This is a genomic window from Methylicorpusculum oleiharenae (genome assembly GCF_009828925.2).
In the GTDB taxonomy this organism is placed as follows: domain Bacteria; phylum Pseudomonadota; class Gammaproteobacteria; order Methylococcales; family Methylomonadaceae; genus Methylicorpusculum; species Methylicorpusculum oleiharenae.
In genome coordinates this window covers 3,299,650-3,323,610 of sequence record NZ_WUTY02000001.1, presented here as the reverse complement: position 1 = coordinate 3,323,610, position 23,961 = coordinate 3,299,650, and the positions used below count along the sequence as shown (strand labels likewise).

At 47.4% G+C, this 23,961-nt stretch carries 23 protein-coding genes; 10 read left to right on the top strand and 13 right to left on the bottom strand.

Annotation, left to right across the window (positions count from 1 at the left end):
• Window positions 1–30: 30 nt before the first annotated feature.
• Together hypA and GO003_RS15045 are read right to left on the bottom strand one after the other, a co-directional pair.
• Window positions 31–381, bottom strand: coding sequence for a hydrogenase maturation nickel metallochaperone HypA (gene hypA / locus GO003_RS15050; RefSeq protein ID WP_159655729.1), 351 nt, complete (start codon window positions 379–381; stop codon window positions 31–33).
• Window positions 374–610: a HypC/HybG/HupF family hydrogenase formation chaperone gene (locus tag GO003_RS15045; protein WP_159655727.1), complete on the bottom strand. Its 237-nt coding sequence runs from the start codon at window positions 608–610 to the stop codon at window positions 374–376. The genes hypA and GO003_RS15045 overlap by 8 nt, the downstream gene beginning before the upstream one ends.
• 357 nt (window positions 611–967) lie before the next feature.
• On the opposite strand from GO003_RS15045, the gene hypE reads away from it, so the two are divergent.
• Both hypE and GO003_RS15035 read left to right on the top strand, forming a co-directional pair.
• On the top strand, window positions 968–1,993 hold the full coding sequence (gene hypE, locus GO003_RS15040) for a hydrogenase expression/formation protein HypE (RefSeq protein WP_159655725.1): 1,026 nt from the start codon (window positions 968–970) through the stop codon (window positions 1,991–1,993).
• A gap of 126 nt (window positions 1,994–2,119) precedes the next feature.
• Window positions 2,120–4,282, top strand: a complete 2,163-nt coding sequence (locus tag GO003_RS15035) for a zeta toxin family protein (RefSeq protein ID WP_159655723.1) — start codon at window positions 2,120–2,122, stop codon at window positions 4,280–4,282.
• A gap of 396 nt (window positions 4,283–4,678) precedes the next feature.
• On the opposite strand, the gene GO003_RS15030 is transcribed toward GO003_RS15035, so the two are convergent.
• Window positions 4,679–5,323 (bottom strand): DUF599 domain-containing protein, encoded by a 645-nt coding sequence (locus GO003_RS15030; RefSeq protein ID WP_159655721.1) that lies wholly within the window; start codon window positions 5,321–5,323, stop codon window positions 4,679–4,681.
• A 399-nt stretch (window positions 5,324–5,722) separates the two neighbouring features.
• Between GO003_RS15030 and cydP the strand changes: the two genes are divergently transcribed.
• The 7 genes from cydP to GO003_RS14995 all read left to right on the top strand — a co-directional run bounded on the left by cydP (window position 5,723) and on the right by GO003_RS14995 (window position 10,607).
• Entirely contained in the window at window positions 5,723–5,938 is a 216-nt protein-coding gene (gene cydP / locus GO003_RS15025; protein ID WP_159655719.1) for a cytochrome oxidase putative small subunit CydP, read from the top strand.
• Window positions 5,939–5,941: 3 nt separating this feature from the next.
• Window positions 5,942–7,507 carry a cytochrome ubiquinol oxidase subunit I gene (locus GO003_RS15020; RefSeq protein ID WP_159655717.1) on the top strand — a complete coding sequence of 522 codons (1,566 nt, stop codon included), beginning with the start codon at window positions 5,942–5,944 and terminating at the stop codon, window positions 7,505–7,507.
• Complete coding sequence (gene cydB, locus GO003_RS15015) at window positions 7,500–8,639, top strand: cytochrome d ubiquinol oxidase subunit II (protein ID WP_159655715.1); 1,140 nt, start codon at window positions 7,500–7,502, stop codon at window positions 8,637–8,639. Before GO003_RS15020 ends, cydB begins: the two co-directional genes overlap by 8 nt.
• Before the next feature lie 10 nt (window positions 8,640–8,649).
• Window positions 8,650–8,763 carry a cytochrome bd-I oxidase subunit CydX gene (gene cydX, locus GO003_RS15010; RefSeq protein WP_159655713.1) on the top strand — a complete coding sequence of 38 codons (114 nt, stop codon included), beginning with the start codon at window positions 8,650–8,652 and terminating at the stop codon, window positions 8,761–8,763.
• A gap of 422 nt (window positions 8,764–9,185) precedes the next feature.
• On the top strand, window positions 9,186–9,689 hold the full coding sequence (locus tag GO003_RS15005; protein WP_159658663.1) for a DUF1269 domain-containing protein: 504 nt from the start codon (window positions 9,186–9,188) through the stop codon (window positions 9,687–9,689).
• A gap of 61 nt (window positions 9,690–9,750) precedes the next feature.
• Complete coding sequence (locus GO003_RS15000) at window positions 9,751–10,128, top strand: NifB/NifX family molybdenum-iron cluster-binding protein (protein WP_159658662.1); 378 nt, start codon at window positions 9,751–9,753, stop codon at window positions 10,126–10,128.
• A 38-nt stretch (window positions 10,129–10,166) separates the two neighbouring features.
• Window positions 10,167–10,607, top strand: a complete 441-nt coding sequence (locus GO003_RS14995; protein ID WP_159658661.1) for a c-type cytochrome — start codon at window positions 10,167–10,169, stop codon at window positions 10,605–10,607.
• Window positions 10,608–10,757: 150 nt separating this feature from the next.
• On the opposite strand, the gene GO003_RS14990 is transcribed toward GO003_RS14995, so the two are convergent.
• The 10 genes from GO003_RS14990 to GO003_RS14945 all read right to left on the bottom strand — a co-directional run bounded on the left by GO003_RS14990 (window position 10,758) and on the right by GO003_RS14945 (window position 22,986).
• Entirely contained in the window at window positions 10,758–11,492 is a 735-nt protein-coding gene (locus GO003_RS14990) for a ZIP family metal transporter (RefSeq protein ID WP_159658660.1), read from the bottom strand.
• 31 nt (window positions 11,493–11,523) lie between these two features.
• Complete coding sequence (locus GO003_RS14985; RefSeq protein WP_269144402.1) at window positions 11,524–12,849, bottom strand: heavy metal translocating P-type ATPase; 1,326 nt, start codon at window positions 12,847–12,849, stop codon at window positions 11,524–11,526.
• A 19-nt stretch (window positions 12,850–12,868) separates the two neighbouring features.
• Window positions 12,869–13,525: a P-type ATPase gene (locus tag GO003_RS26210; RefSeq protein WP_269144401.1), complete on the bottom strand. Its 657-nt coding sequence runs from the start codon at window positions 13,523–13,525 to the stop codon at window positions 12,869–12,871.
• Between the two features lie 3 nt (window positions 13,526–13,528).
• On the bottom strand, window positions 13,529–16,087 hold the full coding sequence (gene feoB / locus GO003_RS14980) for a Fe(2+) transporter permease subunit FeoB (RefSeq protein ID WP_159658658.1): 2,559 nt from the start codon (window positions 16,085–16,087) through the stop codon (window positions 13,529–13,531).
• Between the two features lie 123 nt (window positions 16,088–16,210).
• The gene (locus GO003_RS14970) at window positions 16,211–16,636 is read right to left on the bottom strand and encodes a ferritin-like domain-containing protein (RefSeq protein ID WP_206444778.1); all 426 of its coding nucleotides are present in this window, start codon (window positions 16,634–16,636) and stop codon (window positions 16,211–16,213) included.
• A gap of 167 nt (window positions 16,637–16,803) precedes the next feature.
• Window positions 16,804–17,496: a histidine phosphatase family protein gene (locus GO003_RS14965; RefSeq protein WP_159658656.1), complete on the bottom strand. Its 693-nt coding sequence runs from the start codon at window positions 17,494–17,496 to the stop codon at window positions 16,804–16,806.
• On the bottom strand, window positions 17,493–19,880 hold the full coding sequence (locus GO003_RS14960) for a phosphoketolase family protein (RefSeq protein ID WP_206444777.1): 2,388 nt from the start codon (window positions 19,878–19,880) through the stop codon (window positions 17,493–17,495). The genes GO003_RS14965 and GO003_RS14960 overlap by 4 nt, the downstream gene beginning before the upstream one ends.
• A gap of 391 nt (window positions 19,881–20,271) precedes the next feature.
• Window positions 20,272–21,207, bottom strand: coding sequence for a SufB/SufD family protein (locus tag GO003_RS14955; protein ID WP_159658655.1), 936 nt, complete (start codon window positions 21,205–21,207; stop codon window positions 20,272–20,274).
• A complete protein-coding gene (locus GO003_RS14950) occupies window positions 21,194–21,937 on the bottom strand; it encodes an ATP-binding cassette domain-containing protein (RefSeq protein ID WP_206444776.1) in 744 nt (247 codons plus the stop codon). The genes GO003_RS14955 and GO003_RS14950 overlap by 14 nt, the downstream gene beginning before the upstream one ends.
• A 104-nt stretch (window positions 21,938–22,041) precedes the next feature.
• Window positions 22,042–22,986 carry a radical SAM protein gene (locus tag GO003_RS14945; protein WP_159658653.1) on the bottom strand — a complete coding sequence of 315 codons (945 nt, stop codon included), beginning with the start codon at window positions 22,984–22,986 and terminating at the stop codon, window positions 22,042–22,044.
• 272 nt (window positions 22,987–23,258) lie between these two features.
• Here GO003_RS14945 and GO003_RS14940 point away from each other — a divergent pair, with 272 nt between their 5' ends.
• Entirely contained in the window at window positions 23,259–23,957 is a 699-nt protein-coding gene (locus GO003_RS14940) for a metal ABC transporter ATP-binding protein (RefSeq protein WP_206444775.1), read from the top strand.
• Window positions 23,958–23,961: the final 4 nt, after the last annotated feature.

Below are 23,961 nucleotides of genomic sequence, written 5' to 3'. Positions count from 1 at the left end.
GAGCGCCGACCGATTACCTGCCGCATCCATTCAGGACGCCACAAAAAGCTCAACCTGACTCAAGATGAACTCGCTGCCACTGAGCAGTTGCGTATCCAAACTTTTGCATGCCGGGCATATAAGTCTATTGGGATCAACATCGGCTTCACGTCCGCAATGATCGCATCTAATTCTGACCGGTACGGTGTTAATGATCAGACGGGCATTCGACGCGGCAGTTCCCGCTTTGAGAATTTCAAATGCCTGGACTAGCAAAACCGGCTCGACACCTGATAATGTGCCTAAACTGACAGTAACTCGCGCGATATTTTGAGCATGATGCTGATCCGCAAGCAATTGAACCTGTCTGATCAAATCATCACACAGCGACAATTCATGCATAGTCTGATTCATTGACGGCGAGTTGATCCAGCAATTCCCAGGTGGAAAAGGCCTCCTCTTCATCAACTTTCTGCAGCGCATAACCAACATGAATCAGAACGTAATCACCCACCTGGATCTCTTCATCCTGTAATAAAAACAAATTAACCGTGCGCTGTATCCCTTTAAATAAACAACGGGCTTCAAAACCATTAATTTCAACAATCTGCATTGGAAAAGCCAGGCACATCGCACTACCTCATTCTGTTATATACTCATTAAAACTCACGACACGACTTTAAACAATAGGGCCCTTTTTATGTCTCTGATAGCGATTTACGCCTTCCATACTGAAAAGTCGTTCGACGTGGCTAATGATGCGGGATGTGTCTGTCGAGAACCACCGTGAACCCGTCCATGGGGGCTTGACCGCAGCTTCCCTGCTGCCGACATCCTCGCCAAACACACCCCACACCATCTGGAAACCAGACGTTTTTTCGATTAGAAAGGAGTAAATCAAACTTATTTTCTAACCCTATCGATCACTTTTCAAATCCATCAGCTGTTCATTCAAAATGAATAACGACCTACTTTATACAAGTTTAACATGAACTCACCCATCCAATTTCCCGATACTCATATCAGTCTTGCTCACGGCAACGGCGGACGGCGCATGCGCGAACTGATAGAAAAACTCTTCGCCAGGCACCTGGCCATCGATACGCTCGATATTCAAAGCGATGCAGCCACTCTCAAAATACCCGTCGCTACTGATGATTTACTCATTACAACAGATGGCTATACGGTAGAACCCCTGGAGTTTCCGGGCGGTACAATCGGCAGTCTCGCGGTTTACGGAACGGTTAATGATCTTGCTGTATCGGGCGCTGAACCGCTGTATATGACATTGACTGCATTCATTGAAGAAGGGCTTGAAATCAGCGTGCTTGACCGGGTACTGAACAGCATGGCGAATGCCTGCCGGGAATGCAAGATAGCTGTCGTTGCCGGTGATACCAAAGTCTTAAAACGCGGCGAGGGAGGTGGAATTTATTTTTCGACCACAGGCGTGGGCTTTAGAAAAACGGCCAGCAACCTGGGTTTGAAACAAATCAAAACCGGCGATCTCATTTTATTGAGTGGCACGGCAGGAGACCACGGCACAGCAGTCATGCTAGCCCGCGAACAATTCGGCCTCAGCGGCACGTTGCAATCGGATGCGGCCAGTGTGCTGCCTATTACCCGTATCCTGATGGCTTTACCCGGCCTGGCTTTTATGCGCGACCCCACCCGAGGCGGAGTTGCAACGGTCATGCACGAAATAACTCAAGCCTGTAACAAAACTGTTCGTCTGTTAGAGTCGTCAATTCCTGTCCACGATCAAGTCAAAGCCGTTTCGGAAATATTGGGCTACGATCCTCTCTATATGGCCAACGAAGGCCGCGTTGTTGCTGTTGTTGACCCTGAGCATGCCAATCAGTCATTGTCGGCGCTTCATGCCTGGGGCTATACCGACGCGGCTATTATCGGTCGGATTGAAGATGGGCGTAAGCACGTCATATTGGAAACCACCATCGGCGGCGAACGGCTGCTTGAACAATTGGAAGACGACCCCTTACCACGGATTTGCTGACATAAGCCAATAGCTACAAAAATATAAGGGCTTTTCCGCACCTTGAAACGGGAGTATGCTGATAGCTGTTTTATTTAACCCTAAAGTACCCACTGACCCCGATTTCTCTTGGCCTGTCTATGAACCATGAATAAAAATCGCGCCCCCTTTATTTCCTCGCATGATCGGCTAAAAAAACTGCGTACTGCTCTGGCAATTGGCCGAGGCTGTCAAGTGCTCGCCAGCTTACAACTGGAAGCTGAAGGCACAATTTCTCATGACGTTACCAAGCGTGTTACTTATCTCACCGGACTGTTTTCCAGGATACACCGGGAAATGTTTCAGGACTGGCGGGAGCAAACCACGGTGAGCCATCGGCCCGGAACAATTGTCGATGCGGATAATCGTCAAAAATTCCGGAAAACCATAGCCCGTCTGGTCCTCGATGAGGACAACAACAGGGATACTGCGATTTTCGACAACAATGGTTTTGTAATTTATACCGAGACTATTGCGGAAAGACTCGCTGATTTTTATGCCAAAATGCGCGAAGTCAGGCCGTTTGGCTATGGAAACCGAATCACGCTGGATCTGTTTATTACTTTATTGGGTAAATTGCCTGCATTTAAAAGCGTTTATCCTCATGGCATCGATTTTCGGCGTATTGATCAAAACGATTCTCAGGCTTTGCATGGCCCCGATTCAGCTCATCCCTTGTTGACCATCGCTTTCCTGCATGCTTTGGACCCATTACGTAACAAAGTCCTTAATAATACGCCCAACGGCTACGGTAAATGGCCGGAAAATAAAAAGTTTATTTCAGGCATTCCTTTTTTGTCGCACACCACAGCCGACGGTGTTAAATGTCTTGTGACCGTTAATGGCGCTTTAATGCCGATTGAGTTGATTCGTGAAGAATTATTTATAGCCGGCAAACATATAGCGGATTACCCTTATTGCACACCTGAAAACATCATCGGCTATCTGCCGGGAACCGAAGATTTGCGTCAGCCGGGTAAAACCGAAATTGACGGTATCACGCTGGGTGATACCGGGTCAGCACCTTTGTTCTGCCTGGATATCAACATGCTGACGGGGCTGCGCTCACCCAGCCATATCGAATTACAGGAATTAATCAGAGAATGTGTGGGTGAAAAAAAACCGGTTTTTGTGTTGGCAAACAACGAAGTACTGAAACAAGAACTGATTAAAGCAGCAAATGGCGACCAGCGTTTGGTCCGAAGTGTCGAAATCGCTTATGAAAGACTGGCCAAAGTCATCCGCATTCTGGATGCCGCAGAAGCTGAGATTTTTTCCGGTAAAACGCCCGACTCGAACCCCAAACTCTTTATGGCAATGGGGGGTGCAGGCGCAGGAAAAACCGCCGTACAAGAAATTGCGCACGCCAGTTGTGGCGGCAATTACGTTATCGCTTCTTTGGATGATTTCCGTAAAAAAAGTGATTTGTACAAAGTGCTGACCGCCGCCAATCATCACAGTGATGATTACGTCTATGTAGAACCGTTTGCCAACCGGCTGCGCGATTCAGTCGCCATGCGGGCCAAACAGCATCGTATCAATCTGATGTATGACGGCACGGGAATCCCCTATAGCCCTCGCTATTCAGGCATCATCGCCAACTTTAAACAGGCGGGCTTTACAACACAAATTATCGCCGTCGATGCCTTTCTGGTAAAACCCGAGGGCCGCGAACACGAACTATCAAGGTTGTCGGTGGTGGGCAGTGTCAAAAAGCGTTTCGGCAAAACCGGCCGCGCCCTGCCCTGGGTTATTACCATTTACAAACATATCCACGCACCCGAATCATTTCTAAATGCGTTTGACGACATGAATCTGGATAAAATCGTTTTGTTTGCCAATGATGGTGATAGAACAAATCAGTATCTGGTGGCCGAAAGCTTCGAGTTGTCCGATCATGAAATCGACATGATCAAAGAACACCAGCAATCGGGATCACTGGCAAAATATCTGACCGGGTTGAGCAAAAACAGGGAAGATTCTGTTTACAGAAACTTTTCCGCTGATGATAAAAATTTATTGAAAGAACTGATTAATCGCAATCCTGAACGCGGCGAAAATAATGCCGCTTATTTGATCACTAACGGAAATAAAGTCTTGGCAATTTATAATGCCCGCCGTTTGGTGGATTTTATCGAAAAACGTCAATTGAACCCCAATGCCTCCTATGAAGCAGGACTGGTGCACAAATCCGCTTCACTGTCGTTTCATGTCGACCCCGATTCTGACACGCCTTGGCTGGTCAGGCTTCAGGATGCTTTTCAGGGATAACAGCCAAGAAGGGAAATGCTGCCATCTTCAGGATCTGCGGTCAAAAGTAAAACCTTGTCAATTGAATTATTTTTGTTTTTTTTCGGAAGGGCCAGAATATTCTCAAGATCATTTATCTTTCTTTTTAATTTAAAAATACAAGAAAAGACCTGATGTTAGGTTGTTGAGCCAACTGGTGCCACAAGAAAAGATGAGGCATTTTTACAATCGGCAGGAAATTATTTACTCAAATCGGTTTGCGATTTTTGAGTAACTTAACTTTTCATTAGAGGCGCTATAGACAAAAAAAGACTTTTGAATAACAGCCAAGTTATTTTCCAAGCCAAATATCGTATGGCTTTAACTCCAAAGAAGAACACAAAGAAAGCTATTGGCAAACCCCGGATTATTTAAAGGCTAATGACCGGGTACCTTATCGAGCATAGCCAGACCGCAAAGTAGTCCAATCGTACCCAGCATCAAAAAATACGGGCCGAAAAACCACAAAATGATCGGGAGGCTGAAAAAGAAAGAACGAGTTCCCAAGGTATAAAAACTGCCTGCTTTGTTTAAAAAGGCACACGTTTTTTTAAACAAAACGTTATCCGTCGACCCTAAACCGGGAACATTAATCATATAGCCGACATGATTAAAGTAACGTATTGCCATCGAGAAACAATAAAAGGCAATAGAAAAATTGAGAAGCAATAATCCTAGTTTTAGTTGCCATAATTCGGTGGATACGGATACTGCTAAATGTGATGGATGCCAAGCGAGTGCCCAGGACCCAATTTTTTCACTTAAGTTTAAGGTTCCGATTATCAACAATATGGCGGTTGTTGCCATGAAGTTTGCCGCCATGACAGAGTTGCGCAAAGTTTGAATAGCCAGTATTTCCATATTGCCTCTCGTCATCACCATTTCCACCCATTGCTCCCGGATAGTGGAATTTAGCGAATGCAGGCTTGACTCCGGTTCAAGCCGGGTGCGCCGTTTTAAATAGACATAATAAGCCAATACCAGCAGGAAACAGACTATAAAAGCAATGATATCGTAAGACATGCGGTTGTTTCCTTTTTGGTACTTTAGGTCAAATACAGTAAGACTATCAGTTCGCGAGATAACTCATACTTCTAATTTTAGGCCGATTGAACGGTTTAATCTTTCTAAACTGTCTTTATGTGTGTTTCACGCAAGGTAAATTAGCTTGAATGATCTTATAATATTAGAAGATAATAATATACTCTTATCTAATCGAAAAAACGTCTGGTTTCCAGAAAGCATGAGGCGTGTTTAGCAGGGATTTCGAAAGCTTGAAGAGCTTTTAAGTAAGCAACGTGGCGACAAAAACAGGGATTAAAACATATTGAGTTGTGCCGGCCTTTTTTGGGTTCCTGTAAAGGTATTCTGAGCTTTTTACTTAAAATGCAGAATTTCTTATTTATTGAAAGGGGAAACGCAGTGGAAAGCAAATTTAAACCGTTCGCTTTCATTGGCTTAACGGGGTTAACTCCCACATCGTTGAGCAAAGAAATTCTTGCGGCTTTAATTGTAAAATTTATTTTACTGAGCGGTCTCTGGTGGCTGTTTTTTGCCGGTAATAAACAACCGGTGGACGATCAGCGGGTACACACATTATTTTTTAATGAATCTGAAGGTTCAATCGAGAGGAAGTAGCTGATGATTATCAATGAAGTCGTTGAATTGTCGAGACTACAGTTTGCCTTGACAGCCTTGTATCATTTTTTATTTGTACCGTTAACCTTGGGCCTATCGTTTCTGCTCGCCATTATGGAGTCGGTCTATGTGATGACCAACAAACTCATATACAAGGATATGACGCGCTTTTGGGGAAAGTTGTTCGGCATAAATTTTGCCATGGGGGTGACAACCGGCATTACCATGGAATTTCAATTCGGCACCAATTGGGCTTACTACTCACATTATGTTGGCGATATATTTGGTTTGCCGCTTGCCATCGAAGGGATGATGGCCTTTTTTCTGGAATCGACCTTTGTCGGCTTGTTTTTCTTCGGATGGGACCGGTTAAGCCAGTTACAACATCTCATGATTACCTGGTTGTTGGCATTAGGCACGAGTTTATCTGCTTTGTGGATTTTAATTGCCAATGGCTGGATGCAACATCCGGTCGGCGCTGAATTTAACTTCGAAACCATGCGCATGGAATTGACCAGTTTTCCTGATCTTTTCTTCAATCCGATTGCTCAGGTCAAATTTGTGCATACCGTTGCCGCCGGTTATGTCACAGGATCCATGTTTGTATTGGGTATCAGTGCCTATTATTTATTGAACAATTGTGATGTTGCCTTTGCCAGGCGGTCTTTTCGAATCGCTGCCGGGTTTGGCTTGGCTTCTATTTTATCGGTTATCGTCTTGGGCGATGAAAGCGGCTACACGGTGGGTGAAGTACAAAAAGCCAAACTGGCGACCATTGAAGCCGAATGGGAAACTGAGGAAGCCCCCGCCTCTTTTACGCTGATTGGTTTTCCAAATGAAGACACGATGACGACTGATTACGCTATCAAATTTCCCTGGCTATTGGGACTGATTGCCACGCGGACTTATGATGAAAAAGTAGGCGGCATCAAGCAGATTCTTGATAATAACCGCGAACGCATCAAAAACGGCATGTTGGCTTATCAGAGTTTGGAAAAGCTGAGAAAAGATGCCGCCAATCCTGTTTTGAGGGCGGAGTTCGCAACCCGGCAGGATGATTTGGGCTATGGCTTATTGCTTAAAAAATATACACCGAATGTAGTCGACGCGACGCCAGAACAAATCGAAGCGGCAACACGTACTTCCATTCCAAAAGTCGCCCCCATGTTCTGGGCTTTTCGGGGTATGGTATTTAGCGGCGTCATCATGCTCTTTATCTTTGTTGCCGCATTTTATTTTAATGCGAAACGAACTGCACACAGCAAGCGCTGGTTACTACGACTGGCCTTTTACGGCATGCCCCTGCCCTGGATAGCCGCCGAACTGGGCTGGGTGGTCGCAGAATACGGAAGGCAGCCCTGGACTATCGCCGGAATTTTGCCGACTCATTTGAGCAGTTCCAGTCTCAGTGTCGATCAACTGTATCTCAGCCTGGCCGGATTTGCTTTGTTTTATACCGTACTGTTGTGTATCGAATTATTCCTGATGGTCAAGTATGTAAAATTAGGACCCAGCAGTTTGCATACCGGTCGTTATCATTTTGAACAACCCGGAGTTAGCCATGTTTGACTACGAAACCTTAAAAGTAATCTGGTGGGGCCTTCTGGTATTTCTGGTGTGCGGATTTGCCGTTCTGGATGGATTTGATTTTGGTATAGGAATGCTATTGCCTTTTCTGGGTAAAACCGATGACGAGCGACGAGTGATGCTCAATACTGTAGGACCGACGTGGGAAGGAAGCCAAACCTGGCTGGTCACTTTGGGCGGCATCACCTTTGGGGCTTGGGCTTTAGTCTATGCCACATTATTTTCAGGACTTTATACAGGTCTGCTGGTGCTCTTATTCGGCTTGTTTTTGCGCCCGGTCGGCTTTGATTACCGAAGCAAACTGGTGGATACTCGCTGGCGATCTACATGGGATTGGGCTTTATTTTGCGGAGGATTAGTCCCTGTGCTGGTCTTGGGTTTGACAGTTGGCAACTTGATAGTGGGATTACCGTTTCAACTGGATGCCGATTTACGCTCAACCTATTCGGGAGGTTTTTGGGATCTCTTTAGTCCGTTCGCCTTATTGACAGCCGTCATTGCCATTGCATTATGCTGCCTGCATGGTGCCGTATTTTTACAATGGCGCACAGAAGGTGATTTGGCTGAGCGGTCAAAGCGGATTATTCGCTGGAGCACGATTATTTTTGCACTCAGTTTTATGCTAGCCGGATTCTGGATCGCCTTCGGTATAGAGGGATATCGTATCACGCAACTCATGGACACTTCGCATGCCCTGAATCCATTGACTAAAACGGTAGAAAAAGCCGTTGGTGCCTGGCTCGATAACTACCAACACTATCCTTTATTAATAATTGCCCCCGTGACGGCACTGCTGGGTTGCGCACTCAATATCAAATTAAGCAAGGACGAACATGAAGGCCTGGCTTTTTTGGTCAGCAGTCTGGTCATGATTGCGGCGATAGTGACTGCCGGAGGCTCAATGTTTCCTTTCATTATGCCGTCCAGTCTTGACTACAACAGCAGCCTTACTGTGTGGGACGCAGGCGGCAGCCAACATACACTGCAATTATTGTTTTTCGCAACCGTGATACTGATGCCGATTGTCTTGTGCTACACCATTTGGGTTTACCGGGTAATGCGGGGCAAAGTGACGGTTGAACATATTCAACAAAATCAAACCAGCTTGTATTGAGGAGACAATTATGTGGTATTTCGCGTGGATATTGGGTGTCAGTTTGGCCTGTGCGTTAGCAATCATCAATGCGATGTGGCTGGAATTGTATGAAGATGACGAGCATGAGCACGATACCCGCTAGTATCCTCACTTTCACAGGCATAAAGAAAAAACCGAGTAGTGAATAACTTGTAGAGACCAATTCAGCCCTCAATTCCGTTAATGGTAGGAGCGGGCCATGCCCGCGATTAAAAGTGGTTCAATCGCGGGCATGGCCCGCTCCTCCAATATTCTACCTATAGATACAGTGCGATGGCGTTAACGGCATTGACTCATCCCTCCCCGGCTGATCATGCCGCCACTACCAAGCCAGCCAAAAGTTTCAGTGACGCACTTTGTTTCCTGAATGCGGCCTCAAGAAACCATCAAAATTCTTGCTTTAATGCAAGCGTTTTCAGGACAATATAAGCAATTACTCACATAACAGACTGGCTTATCAATCAAGTAAACCGGAGTTCCTCTTCCTGCCGGTACTATCCATATCAAATCAAACTCGAGAAGACAGTGAGACGAATCTATTTTTTAGCCCCAGACATAAAGACAACGCATAAAATTGTTGATGATTTGCGAGCAGAGGGCTTAGAGGAACACCATATGCATATCTTGGCAAAACGAGACACGCCTTTAGAAGATATGCCTGAAGCCTCGGAATTTCAGAAAACCGATTTTATTCCTGCAGTTGAACGAGGTGCGGCTCTGGGCGCTGCCACAGGCTTACTGGCAGGGCTTGTTGGCTTGCGTTTTGCCGGATTTGCGATTGCCGGCGGCCCTGTACTTGGGGTTTTGTTTTACGGTGCAACCATCGGCGCGATGATGAGTGGTTTGGCCGGTCTTGAGGTAGGTAACTCAAGAGTTAAAGATTATGCCGATGCGATTGAAAATGGCCAAGTATTGATCATGGTGGATATTCCAAAAGATCGCATAGACACAATCCGTCAAGTGATTGTCAAGCATCATCCTGCTGCCAAATTCGAAGGTATTGAACCGCTTTTACCGCCGTCTTATTAATTCGCTTTTTTTCAATAGCCTATTGAAAGGATGATTTGTAACCACTCAATAGAGAATTAATATGAAAATTGCCGTTGCCAGTCAAAACCGAAAAGAAATAACCGGTCATACCGGCCGTTGCAGAAAATTCTGGGTTTATACCATCGAGAATAATGAAATTGTCGAGAAAGAATTACTGAAGTTGCCGAAAGAACAATCGTTCCATGATTCATCACCTTTCGAGCCATCCCCTTTGGATCACATGCAAGTGCTGATTACCGGAGGCATGGGGGCAGGCTTGGCTCGGCGTTTGGAACAGAAAAACATTCAAGCCTTGATAACCAAAGAAACGGATCCCGAAAAAGCCGTGAAGGATTTTTTAAACGGCACCCTGAAAACCGAACCTTTTGAACCCCATGAACATGAACATGGACATGCGCATGAACACAGCCATCACTGAATCCATGCCTTTTGTCCACTACCCCTTTTGGAGGCAACATGATTATTTCTAAGAAAATCCGGGCTCTGTCATTATCATCTATCGGAATCCTGCTGATCAGCTTATCAAATATTGTCTTTGCAGCGGAAAAGGTGGATGTCGGAAAAAATGAATACAATTCGGCATGTGCCGTTTGTCATGGCTTAACCGGCAAGGGTGATGATGGTCCGCTAAAATCGTTGTTAGCGAGACCAGTGCCCAACCTGACCGTACTCGCCAAGAATAACAATGGCGTTTTCCCGTTTGACCGGGTTTTTCAGATCATAGACGGACGTCAGGAGGTCAAAGCGCATGGACCACGAGAAATGCCGATCTGGGGGAATGCATTTAATAACCAAAGTTCATTGTATTTCGACAATTATCCTCCGCAAGATAGCGAATCAGCTGCTCGCAGTCGCATTCTGGCGCTGACAGAATATCTGTATCGACTGCAGGAATAATAAGTTTTGGTCTTTCCCTGATGGGTAGCCGCCGCGGCCGCTTTGGCGATTTGTTCGGAGTGGCCGAGATAGTCAAATTCTTTATTTCATCACAGCCAAACCGGGGTGGAACCCAAGGTTGCTTTCAATTTTTGCCTGAGTATTCATGTTTTATCCAAAATGAAACCCTGCAATCTTACCAATACCTGCCAGTAACAGTACTAGCTGACGAAGCGAAGCAATAGCGTTTGCCTGCCTGTGTAGCATGGGAATGAGATCTGCGGTCGCGATGTAGATAAAGCTGGCAGCAGCTATCGCCAGAATATAAGGCGTTGCTTCGCGTGTCTCGGCCAGCCAGTAATAGGCGATCAGTGCGCCAGGCAGGGTGGCGATGGATGATAGTCCATTCATCAGCAATGCCTTTCCTCGGCAGTAGCCACTGTCGAGTAGAATGGCAAAATCACCAACCTCCTGGGGTATCTCGTGCGCAATCACTGCGAATGCTGTGGTGATTCCCAATGGAACAGATGTCAAGAATGCGGCTGCAATCAGCACACCATCTACAAAGTTGTGAAAGGCATCGCCAATCAGAATTAACGATGCGGCTCGGTCATCTACTTGACCCTCTGCATCATGACTGTGGCGCCAAATGACCAGTTTCTCCAAAACGAAAAAACCCACCATACCGGCCAGTACCGTAGCCATCACCGAAACTGCCGGTGCTTGTAGCAGTGCATTGGGAAGCATGCCCAGGAATGCGGCACCGAGCAGTGTCCCGGTCGCATAACTGATCAGACAAGGGATAAGCACTTTGCGAATACTTTCAGGAAAAAACAAAAACAAGGCTGCGCAACCCACAGCCCCGACGCTGCCTAAGGCACTAAAGCCCATGATCCATAACAACATTTATCGTCTCTTTTTGAATAACGGTTTACGCTCAGGGCTGTTGTTCAACAATGGTTTCGGCAGCATTTTCTGAACTGATCACCAATGGCTCTGCCGGACTCATAGGCTTTCGACGGGTGATTTCATCCATTTTCTGAAACAAAGGCCCGACCGGAGAATTTTCAATGCCGGTGAAATACAGACGGCTGGCATTGACCACAACAAAGACCGAACTGAGATGATGAAATAGCGCGGCCACGATAGGGTTAAGCACGCCGAGGGTTGCCAGGGTTAGCCCAATCGCATTAAAGCCCATTGCCCAGGTATAATTTTGCTTGATAATGCCGCCCATTTTTCGACTAAGTCGCAGAATGGTAATCAAGTCCTTGGCGTCGTCGCCAAGAATCACAATATCGGCAGACATGACCGCCAAACTGACATTCTTGTGCCCGCCTATGGCAATGCCGACATTGGCCGCAGCCAGGGCTGGTGCATCGTTGACGCCGTCACCCACCATGGCAACTTTGCCTTGCAATTGCATTTTCTTGACTAAAGCGGTTTTGTCATCCGGCTTGAAGTTGTAAAAATAACCGTCAGCACCGATGTATTCAGCCACCCGCTTGGCTTCGCTTTCCTCATTGTCACCCGTGGCCAGCAGTACCGTTTCGATGCCGCATTCATGAATAGCGGCAACCAAACCCTGCATTTCGGCACGGATAATGTCGCGAATAACAATGACACCTTTAACTTCGCGGTTAACAGCCACCCAAATCGCCCGGCCGGTGTAATCTAAAGGCGGTAGTTCGATATCCAGTTGCTGCAGGGTTTCCTGACTACCGATCAATACGGTATCTGCGCCGATTCGGGCTTTTATGCCACGGCCCGGCAAGTCTTCAACCTGGGTCACGTTTAACAAGTGCGACACACCGTGCCCTTTGGAATAAGCGACGATCGTGTTGGCAATGGGATGGTCGAAGCGGGATTCAACCGATGCGCATAAGGTCAGCAAGTCCTGCTCCGGCATGGCGAGGGCAATCACCTGGCTGACTTCCGGCACGGCCTTGGTGACGGTGCCGGTTTTGTCCAAAATCAGGGTTTTAATATCCTGCATATTTTCCAACGGCTCGCCGCCGCGTGCCAAAATGTTGCTACGCGCCAAGCGGCCGATATTGGCGGCAAAGGCAGTGGGCGTTGCCAAGGCCCAGGCACAGGGACACACCACGGCAAGCGCCGTAGCCATCAGATGCAGACTGCCGGTCATGAACAACAGCAAAAAGGCATAGGCTGTGACGCCGAGGATGAGCACCTGCACCGTTAAATCGGCGCGTTTCTGTAAGGTGGATTTTTGCTGTAGACCGGCTTCGATTTCCCGGGTCATAATCGCAATAAACGCGTCATTACCGTTTTTTTTCCGCGACCACCTTTAGCGGCGCGGTCAAATTCAATGTCCCGGAAATCACTGCATCGCCGCGTTGCTTAAATACTGGAAACGGCTCGCCGGTAACAAAGGCTTCATCGATAGACGACTCACCGTCGCTGATAAGCCCGTCGACAGTGATCATGGCGCCTTTGGCGACAATGATCACATCCTGCTTTTGCACCTCCAGCAGCGGAATTTCATGGATTTGATCACCGCGCAGGACTTGTGCGGTTTTCTTGCTGTCCTGTATAAGCGCTTCGATTTTTTCCCGGTTTTTTCTAATAATCGTAAACGAGATATACAACCCCAAGCCGATAAACCAAGCCACCATCGCACCGCTCAACGGCTCCCCGTCAAGCAGGGTGACTATCATCACCAAGACGATTAACAATTCGGCTGAAACCTTGTGCATCAATAAGATGGTTTTTAACAAGGCTTCCAGATAAAGCGCCAGACAGATCAGATAAAAAGGGATGCCCAGCCAATAAAGCACCGGCATGTCATAGAAGGCATCCAAAGCAAAACACACCACCGGAATGACAGCGGCAATCACGCGCAATAACATAATGTCGCGAGCAGGGCTGATTTTCAGCAGTTGGGCATCAATTTTGTCGAAATAAGTTTTATAAGGCATTCGTTAGTCCTTGGTTGAAGGTTTAATGGCGTTGTTGGACATAGAAGCTTGATGCTGTCCGCCCCAATAACGAAATATCAGCACCACAGCGATTATGATTAACGCAATCATTGTCAGCCATGCCATTGAGGTTCGCGGATGCTGGCTATAGGTCGCTAATTGATAAAACAGCGTTGCAGTCAGATAGGCTAGACCGGTGGACCAGAACACCATGAACACCGACCAGCGCAGGCTGGATTCTCTATAGGCAGCCGCCAATGTGGCAATACAGGGAAAATAAAGCAAAATAAACAGCAAATAGGCAAAAGCGCCTACTTGTCCTTCAAAATGAGTATGCAATTCGGCAATAAATGTATTTTGGCTAGTCGGTTGCGTTACACCAATCCCGATCATTTTTTTCAGCCCCATGGGGATTGTCATAAAAGCCCGTTTGACCGCACCATAAAGATTAAATTCTTGCGCTTGAAGAGCTGCTTTAGCGGCGGGACTTTCCGAGTAGATGGTTTTCAGCGTGCTGATCACGACGGCTTTATGCAGAATGCCGGTAAATAACGCAACGGTTGCAGGCCAGTTATCTTCTCTGATACCCAGTGGCGCCAGCGTCGGCGTCAATGCACGCCCAGCCGCACTGAGCACTGAATGTTCAATATTATTCGCTTGATATGAGCCGTCTGTTCCCAACGAACTGAGCAGGTTCAAGATCACCACCATGGTAATAATGATTTTACCGACCCGCACCATAAAAGCTTTGAGCCGAGTCCAGCTGTTAATCAATACATTTTTCAGCTTCGGGATGTGATAGCTGGGGATTTCCATCATCACCAGAGAGGATTCCTCTTTCAGAAAACTGTGTTTCAGCAGTAACGCCGTCAGCAGAGCAGCCACAATCCCTATCATATAAAGTACAAACACGACCATCCCGCCGTTATCCGGAAAAAAGGCGGCGGCAAACAGTGTAAATACCACCAAGCGAGCGCCGCAAGTCATGAATGGATTCAACACCAGACTCAAGAGCCGGTCACGCGGACGCTCCAGCGTGCGGGTCGCAAGCATGGCCGGGACGTTACAGCCAAAGCCCAGGATCATTGGTACAAAGGCTTTGCCGGGGAGTCCCAATACACGCATGAAACGATCCATCGCAAAAGTCGCTCTGGCCATATACCCGGACTCTTCAAGTACTGAAATAAACAGATACAGAAAACCGAGAATCGGGATAAACGCAGCCACCTCCCGAATGCCGTTACCAACACCCGTGGCAATCAGTGTTATCAGCCATTGCGGGCTGTTCATCAGTCCTAAAAATGCGCCCAACCCGTCCACAAAAAATGCCTGAGCCAGGTCGTTAAAAAACGGCTTGAAGACCCGGCCCAGTTTAATGGTGAAGGTGAACATCAAATACATCACCCCGAGGAAGATCGGAATGGCTAAAAATCGATGTAATACCACGTTGTCGATTTTATCCGACAGACTCCGAGCCTGCCCGGATTGCCGGGTCAGTGTCTTTTGTACCAGAAGGCTGATAAATCCGTAGCGGCTGTCAATAATTATGATATCCGCATCTTCAGTGGCTTTGTCTTCAATCTCATTGCGCAGTTTTTCCGCTGTCTCAGTCAGCAGAGCATCGGCATGACTCAGCGCGAAACCGTCCCGCTCCAGCAGTTTGCCTGCAAACCAGCGCGAATTGCCAAACCGGTTGGCTAATTTTTGTTCAACTAATGGCGAGAGCTTATCCAGCGCAGCTTTGACCTCCAGCGGATAGTCGATAGAGAAAGTCGACAGCGTTTTATTTTCGGCTAACTGGTTAATCGTCGCTTTCAGGGCTCTGATATCATCGGCCCGCGTTGCGGTCAACGAAACCAAGGGGCAATCGAGGTTGCGGGCCAATTCATCGCTGTCGATTTTGATACCTTTGCCTGTGGTATCGTCCATGTTATTCAAAACGACCAGTATCGGCAGTTCCATTTCCAGCAGTTGTATCGTCAGGTACAGGTTATGTTCGAGATGGGAGGTGTCGACGATATTTATGATCAGGTCGGCCTGCTGGGAAAGGATGTAATCCCTGGCGATTTTTTCATCCAGAGAAGTAGCCGTCTCATTCACGTCCAGCGCATAGATGCCGGGTAAATCGACCACTTTGATGGCTTTGTTTTCGTAACGGTAAAAGCCGGTTTTTTGTTCGACAGTAACCCCCGCCCAATTGCCAACATGTTGACGGGCACCGGTCAGACCATTAAAAAGGGTGGTTTTACCGCAGTTGGGATTGCCGATGACAGCGATGGTATATTCCGACTTCTGTTCCGGTGTTGGCTTCAAACGGGGTGCTTCGCTTTTAAGACGCTCAATTTTCAATCCAGCCACCTCACCCCGCCGCAGACTAAGATCGGTGCCGCGCACTCTGATTTCAACCGGATCGCCTAAGGGCGCAATGCGTACCAGTTCAAATTCAGTGCCAGGCGTTAAACCCATAGACAGCAGTTTCTTTTGATAAGGCAAAAAGTTTTTCCGGAAACCTACCACGCGTCCCCGATCACCCCGCTTCATGTCACATAAATTGATACACATTTGAAACTTCCCTGAAAGAGCGTTCTTAATTGAGCCGTACGGAAGATAGTCAGAACAGCACTGTACGTTTCGTCATCCCCGCATTCGCTAGAATGAGGAAGTTGATTTATTCAACGGGACACCCTAGCCGTGCTTTCTCATGCCACCTTTACCGTGTTTCGAAGCGTTGCGTTCGAAAGCCGGCAAATGACGGTCACGGGAAGCGGATTGCAAGTTTTCCAATACCCGGCGAATATCCGGTTCCGGACTAGCAGCGATCAGCTGGTCATACATTGCCATATTGGCTTTTTCGTCAGCGACCGCATTCAGGCACGCTTGTTCAAACGTATCTGGAACAGTGATCCGTTCAGACCAACGATCTTCCGGAACCGGTATTTGATACTTCTCAAACAATGCAATCAAGGCGTCGACGTGGCGACCCTCGGCCTCAACAATGTTGACGAATGGACGGACCGGACCGAATTTTTCAATTACTTTTCGATAGGTCGCACGCGATTTATATTCATCTTGCAAAGCGTCTGTCAAGCACTGCGTTATCGTTTGTTGCATTTTCATTCTCCAAAAAATATGGACGTCGCTTCAATGGATAGCGACGCAAAATGTTGCGTCTCACAGCCTGTTGGTACGGTTCAATCAATAAGGGCCCAAACGCACTAAATAATCACTTGATTTATAGCGTCGTGAGGTTTGATCGGCGCTCATGTCATAATTGAGTCTTAGCCTTTCTCCGTCGTACCTGCTAACTTTAAAGTCTCCAATGATTTATGTCCGACCACATTCCACAAGTCGATCACTGACACCTCGGGGTGATGATGATCGTAGCCCAGCATGCTCACTGACGCGGTTCCCAGCGGGAAATGACTGGATTCAGTGATCGGTAATCCGATCCACCGCGCCGCCAAAATGCCGCCGAACTTGCCATGTGAAAACAAGGCAACATTGCCTTTAAGCCTACGCAAACGGGCGATCAGCCGATCAGTGCGCGCTAAAATTTGTGCGGGCATTTCACCGTTTGGACAACCGTCCGCCAACACATCCCAGCCTGGGTGTATTTTTTGAATCTCGGCTAAATGCAGTCCTTCAAAATCACCAAAAGCCCATTCCGCCAAATCAGGCTCGATTTCAGGCGCTTGATCCAGTCCAACCAGCTCACAGGTTCGCTGAGCTCGCATGAGCGGACTGCACAACACCTGGGTAAAATCAATGTCGCGGATGTGCCTACCTAGTTCACGGGCTTCATTCTCGCCATTTGTGGTTAATGGAATATCCGAGCTACCGGTGTGGCGACCGGAGATCGCCCACTCGGTTTCGCCATGACGAATCAGGTAAAGGTGCAAAGGCTTGGCGATATTTTCATCCCTGCTTAATAGGTCGTTGTCTCCCTGGACCCTGGCTTGTTGTGAATTCATGGGCGGTTGCTCCACTTCCAATTAAGAATCTCCGGCATGTCTTCACCGTACTGGTTGATGTATTGCGTGTGCTCAATCAGTTTATCTTGAAGTTGCCGTTTCAGATCAAGGCCTTTTTTGCCGGTCTGTGGCAGCCGGTCGATGGTATCCATCACCAGATGGAAGCGATCCAGATCATTCAGTACCGTCATATCGAAAGGCGTGGTAATCGTGCCTTCTTCCTTGTAGCCACGCACATGAATATTCTCATGATTGGTGCGTCGGTAGGTGAGCCGGTGGATTAACCAGGGATAACCGTGGAAAGCGAAAATGACCGGTTTGTCCTTAGTGAAAAGAGCATCGAAATTCGTATCACTCAAACCGTGCGGGTGCTCGCTCTGAGGCTGCAGCTTCATCAGATCAACGACGTTGATCACCCGGATTTTCAATTCGGGCAGATGTTCATTCAGGATAGACACTGCGGCCAGTGTCTCCAAAGTGGGTACATCGCCACAGCAGGCCATCACCACATCGGGCGTATTACCATGATCATTGCTGGCCCACTGCCAGATACCGATGCCTTCGCGGCAATGCTTAACGGCGGCCTCCATGGTCAGCCATTGCGGTGCTTGGTACTTGCCGGCGATCACGACATTAACGTAATGACGGCTGCGTAAGCAATGATCCCACACGGAAAGCAGACAATTCGCATCCGGCGGCAGATAAACGCGCACGATTGCCGCTTTTTTGTTGACCACATGGTCAATGAAACCAGGATCCTGATGGGTAAAGCCATTGTGGATTTGGTTCCAGACGTGCGAGGCCAGCAAGTAGTTGAGCGAAGCAATGGGCTTTCGCCAAGGCAACTGCGCAGTGATTTTTAACCATTTGGCGTGCTGGTTGAACATCGAATCAATGATGTGAATGAACGCCTCGTAGCAATTGAAAAGCCCATGCCGTCCGGTGAGCAAATAGCCTTCCAGCCAGCCTTCGCATTGATGCTCGCCCAACATTTCCATGACCCGTCCGTCTTCAGCCAGAAATTCATCACTGCCCTGCGTTCGTGCATCCCACTGCCGATGGGTCACTTCAAACACAGCGTTCAATCGGTTGGATAGCGTTTCATCGGGGCCGAAAATACGGAAATTGCGTTGCGGCTGATTAAGCTTGACCACATCGCGCAAGAAAACGCCCAGTTCGTGGGTATCAGCGGCGTTAACGGAACCGGGTGACGGCACATCAACTGCGTATTTTCGAAAGTCCGGCATTATCAAATCGCGCAGCAGCAGACCGCCGTTAGCATGAGGGTTAGCGCCCATGCGGCGCTCGCCCTTAGGCGCCAATTCGGCCAGCTCCGAAAGTAAGCGGCCCGATTCATCAAACAGTTCTTCAGGACGGTAGCTCTTGAGCCAGTCTTCCAGCATTTGGAGATGCGCAGGATGGCTGGCCGGATCAGAAAGCGGCACCTGATGCGAGCGGAAACTGCCTTCGATTTGCTGGCCATCCACCCATTTAGGACCGGTCCAGCCTTTGGGCGATTTCAGCACGATCATAGGCCAGCGCGGCCGGGTCAAATCACCATTGATGCGGGCGTTGTGCTGAATGGTTTGTATCTGTTCCATCACCGTGTCGAGGGTGGCGACCATCGCTTCATGCATCAGCGACGGCTCATCGCCTTCTACGTAGTAAGGTGCCCAGCCACAACCGCGCAGAAACTGATCCAATTCATCTGGCTCAATGCGGGCAAAAACAGTCGGCGTGGCGATCTTGTAGCCGTTGAGGTGAAGTATCGGCAGCACCACTCCATCGGTGAGCGGATTAAGAAACTTGTTGGAATGCCAGGATGTGGCCAGGGGCCCTGTCTCTGCCTCGCCATCGCCGACCACGCAAGCCACAATGAGATCGGGATTATCGAACACGGCTCCGAACGAATGGCTGATTGAATAACCCAGCTCACCGCCTTCGTGAATCGAACCCGGACATTCCGGAGAAACATGGCTGGGGATGCCGCCGGGAAACGAAAACTGCTTGAACAGCTTTTGCAGCCCTGCTTCGTCTTGACTGATGTTGGGATAGATTTCGCTGTAAGTGCCTTCCAGATAAGTGTTGCCGACCAGCGCCGGGCCTTCGTGGCCGGGGCCGGACACGTAAATCATATTAAGGTCGTATTGTTTGATGATCCGGTTTAAATGCACGTAAATAAAGTTCTGACCTGGTGTCGTTCCCCAATGTTCGAGCAGCATACGTTTAATATCCGAAAGCTTGAGTGGCCGTTTCAGCAGTGGATTATCGTAAAGGTAAATCTGACCGACTGACAGATAGTTGGCTGCGCGCCAGTAGGCATCGATGTTGGCAAGTAGTTTGTTTGACAATGCTTGCTGCGTTACATTTTTGTTGTTCATCATTTATGCTCGTGTTTATTCCAGTTGAATTACACCTACATAATTCCAGAACAAAATAGAGGGTGTCAGGAATCGTGCAATGCCGTTTCTCAGGGGAATCCCTGGTTCGAGGTCAATGAATTGTTTAGAAGTCTGACCCTGCTAAAAAAACCTGCTTAACACGTTAAACTCATAATCAGCCAATGTCGGTTCGATACCGCACCTCCAGAAGTCAATAATAGAGCGCATAGACGCAATCAAACATCACCCTGCTGCCAAATTCGAAGGCATTGAGCCGCTTTTACCGCCCAATTATTGATTCACTCTTTTTCAATAGTTTATAAAAATATGATTTTAGAGCGCTTGATCGAGGATTAGCATGAAATTGACTGTCGCAACTTGATGAATCTTGATTTTATCGCAACATACCTAACACAATCATATCCGTTGCCTGCTCTGGCGATAGGCCATGACAAATCAGCGTCTCCATTTGTTTTTTGTCAACGGTGCCGATGGCCGCTTCGTGAGTTATCTTGGCTAATGGATGACTGACTTTAACGATGGGCGTCGATTGACCAACAGCCGTATCTTTAATGATTTCCATACAATCCATATGACCGCGCGCGCCTTCAGCCCGGCCTTCGGTCATACTGACTATATCCGCTCTGGCTTGACCTTCCAAGGCAACCCGGCTTTTGATGATGCTGCGGGAAAACTGACCATTAAGACTGACCGCTTCGTTGATGTTGATCAGGTCAGTGCCATGCCCAAATACACGAGAAACCAGCTCGACAATCGCATAATCGTCAGCCACTATTGATTCTTTCAAATCAAGCCGACCTACCCTACCCGTTGTCAAAGAAAAATCGGAACGGTATCTTGCTTTTTTTCCTACTGTTACCTGTCCCGATGAAATAACTTTCATATTTCCAGACATACCGTGAATGTGGCTGTCGGTAAAATACACGTCTGCCCCCTCACCCACTTCAATGGTTTTCTCCATAGCGTGTCTGACGTCATCTGCATTGGCAAAGACGCCATGAGCGATAAAATGGACTTTGGCACAGGGCTCTACACAGATATGCAGGCTGACGCGCTGCCGGCCGATAGCTTGCAGCAGACCGAAGCAAAGATGAATCGGGTTGGAAACCGCGTTATCACGAACAATCGTTATTTCGGCAGTCAGGACCTCATGCTTATCCTCGATAGTCATTGTTACACCGGGAATCTCTTGATGACTCAGCAAGATTTGGCCATCCAGGACGACATGAGCCTTAGTACGGTCATTTAGAACAGCGCTATCGATGCCGGCCATGTTCAATAACGAAAAAAATTGCTCAAGTCGTTGCATAGCTGCACGCCTTACCGTTACAAATGGCACAATGTCTTTTTTTATATTGACTGATAATGTATTCCGGTATGCCTGTCATGATAACTTTACCTCCACAAAGCAGCGAAGCCCGGTCGGCAATGGCAGCGACTTCCTCCCGGTGTGTGATCAAAAGAATCGATGTTCCGTTTTGATTAATCCTGCCGATCACGCCCAGAATATTCTGCATTGAAACCAGATCAATGCCTGATACCGGTTCGTCCAAAATGCAGAGCCTTGCCCTCAACGCCAGCATCGAAGCCAGCTCAATGCGTTTCCTTTCGCCGCCACTCATCGATTTGTCTAGCAGTCTATCAAGATAATCAGAGGGCTCCAGGCCCACCTGAGCCAGACAATCGGGCAGATCGCACTGATTGCTACCCAAATTTAAATAACTGCGCACCGTGATGCCTTCGAACAGCGCCGGTTCCTGCCAGACCATTGAGATACCCAATTGAGCGCGTTTATGTAGCGGCCATTCACCGATATCCTGCCCGGCGAAAAAAATTTGGCCTGAACCTAAGCGATAACCTTCGCTACCCATGATCAATCGCGCTAACGTGCTTTTGCCGGTTCCGTTCGTTCCTATCAGAGCATGAATTTCGCCTTCTTCGATAGCAAAATTCAGATCATCAAGAATATTATTTTGGCCTGCCGCATAACCGGCATGACAAATCTCCAATAAAGGCATACTGTCAACGCTCTTGATCAATGGGTGTTCCGGTCATTTTTTCACTATTACTCATCTTTTACCGTGCCGTTAAAATATCAACGACCGGCAATAACCACGACAAAAACAGAGCAGAATGGAAAACATCATGGGGCATGATGGTTGGAGTTAAGATAAAAGTAATGCCCCTGATAATCAACTTCCTGCAGTTGTCCTTTTTCTAGCATCTGTTGCACGATACGCCAGTCTTCATGGCATTTATCCAGCAGCATTAAAACTGCATCTTTTCGCATAGGATGAACGGCAGTGATGGACAGTATGTCCTCGGCAAAATTGCCAGTCGCTGCAAATGCGGTGCCTTCATAACCGGTCAAGAGTTCCACATGAGAAATACTTTGAATTAGCGTTTGGTAGACTTCATTTATTGTATCAGCGGCGGGCGCGAGCGCGCTTGAGTCGGCAGTAGGTCGTGTAGGTACGGCTAAATAAACGGTATCGGGTGCCAATTTTTGCAAAAATGCAGCCAGACGAGACACAGAATCATCGTCTGTATTAATGCCTTCGAGAAGCATGGTTTCGGTGACCAAGGTTCCTTGATATTCTTCTGCAAACGTCAACATTGCTGACATTATTTGTTTCAATCCCATTTTTTCATGAGGCCGATTAATGCGTTGCCAAACGTCGACATCGACACTATCAATCTTAAGCGAAACCCAGTCAACCATTTTCAAAATGTCACGAACCGGCTCCTGACAAATCAGCGACCCGTTGGAGATCACGGCAATTTTGATATTCAAGCGGCGCAAAAGCGCGATAGTTTCCCCCAGACGGGCATCGAGCAGAGGTTCGCCATCAGGTACGAAGGTTAAATAATCCACTGATTCATTTTTTTCCTTCAGCTTTTCCAGGTGCGCCACAACGGCATTAAAAATAGCTTCAGGATCATAAAAAGCAGAGGGTTTTATCTCTGTAGCTTTTGTCGGACCTACCTGGCAATACAAACAAGAGTAAGAGCAGTGTTTAGGCGGTATGTTATTGATACCTAAACTACGACCCAGCCTTCTTGAGGGCACAGGACCGAATACGATCATATATAAATCTCTTTAAGCGAATGACTGTTTCAATTTTCCTATGATGGATAATAAGCGGCCGCATTTTTTCGTCCCTTGGAGCTTTATTCAAAACCAAAAGCAGCTACCTAAATTATCCTGCTAGTTAAATTAACATTAGACAATATTAATATACTCGTGCTAACGTCCATATTCACTATTTTTTAGTTTCTGCCAATTTATATTATTCCGCTGGTCTCTATCCTCTTTAGAGAACCATGATTGATGCCCTGAAATTTGACAAGAGATAGAGTATGTCAAAACACGATACTATCCTGACGGTCAACCACTTACAGATGGCTTATGAAGGCCTTCCCGTTATCGAGAATCTTTCTTTTACGGTATCCCCGCACGATATTCTGGTTATCTTGGGCCCCAATGGTGCCGGCAAAACCACCTTACTCAGAGGTTTACTGAATCTGTTGCCCTATCAAGGCAGTATCGCCTGGAATGCGAGAAAAATCGGCTACCTTCCCCCTCAAGAATTTTTGCAGAGGCAAAACCTCCCGCCGCTGACAATAGCCGAGTTCTTCGCTTTTAAAACCAAAGATACTAAAGCTGTTCAATCGATACTGATGGATGTTGGTCTCGATAACTCAGTTTTAAGTTGTCAATTTGGCGAACTCTCTACCGGACAATTTCAACGTATGCTGATCGGCTGGTCTTTACTGGAAAATCCGGACGTGCTAATTCTGGATGAGCCGACGTCGGGCATTGATGTCGGTGGCGAAGAAACTATTTACAGTTTATTGCACCAGTTTTGGCAGAAAAATGATTTAACGATTTTAGTAGTGACCCACGACCTGAATATTGTCTGGGAATATGCCTCACAAGTGCTTTGTCTTAACAAGCAACAATTCTGCATGGGCAAACCCGATGAAGTGCTGACACCGGAAAAGTTGAAACAGCTTTACGGAACGGGTATCAAATTTTACAAACATCTGCACAGTTAACAAC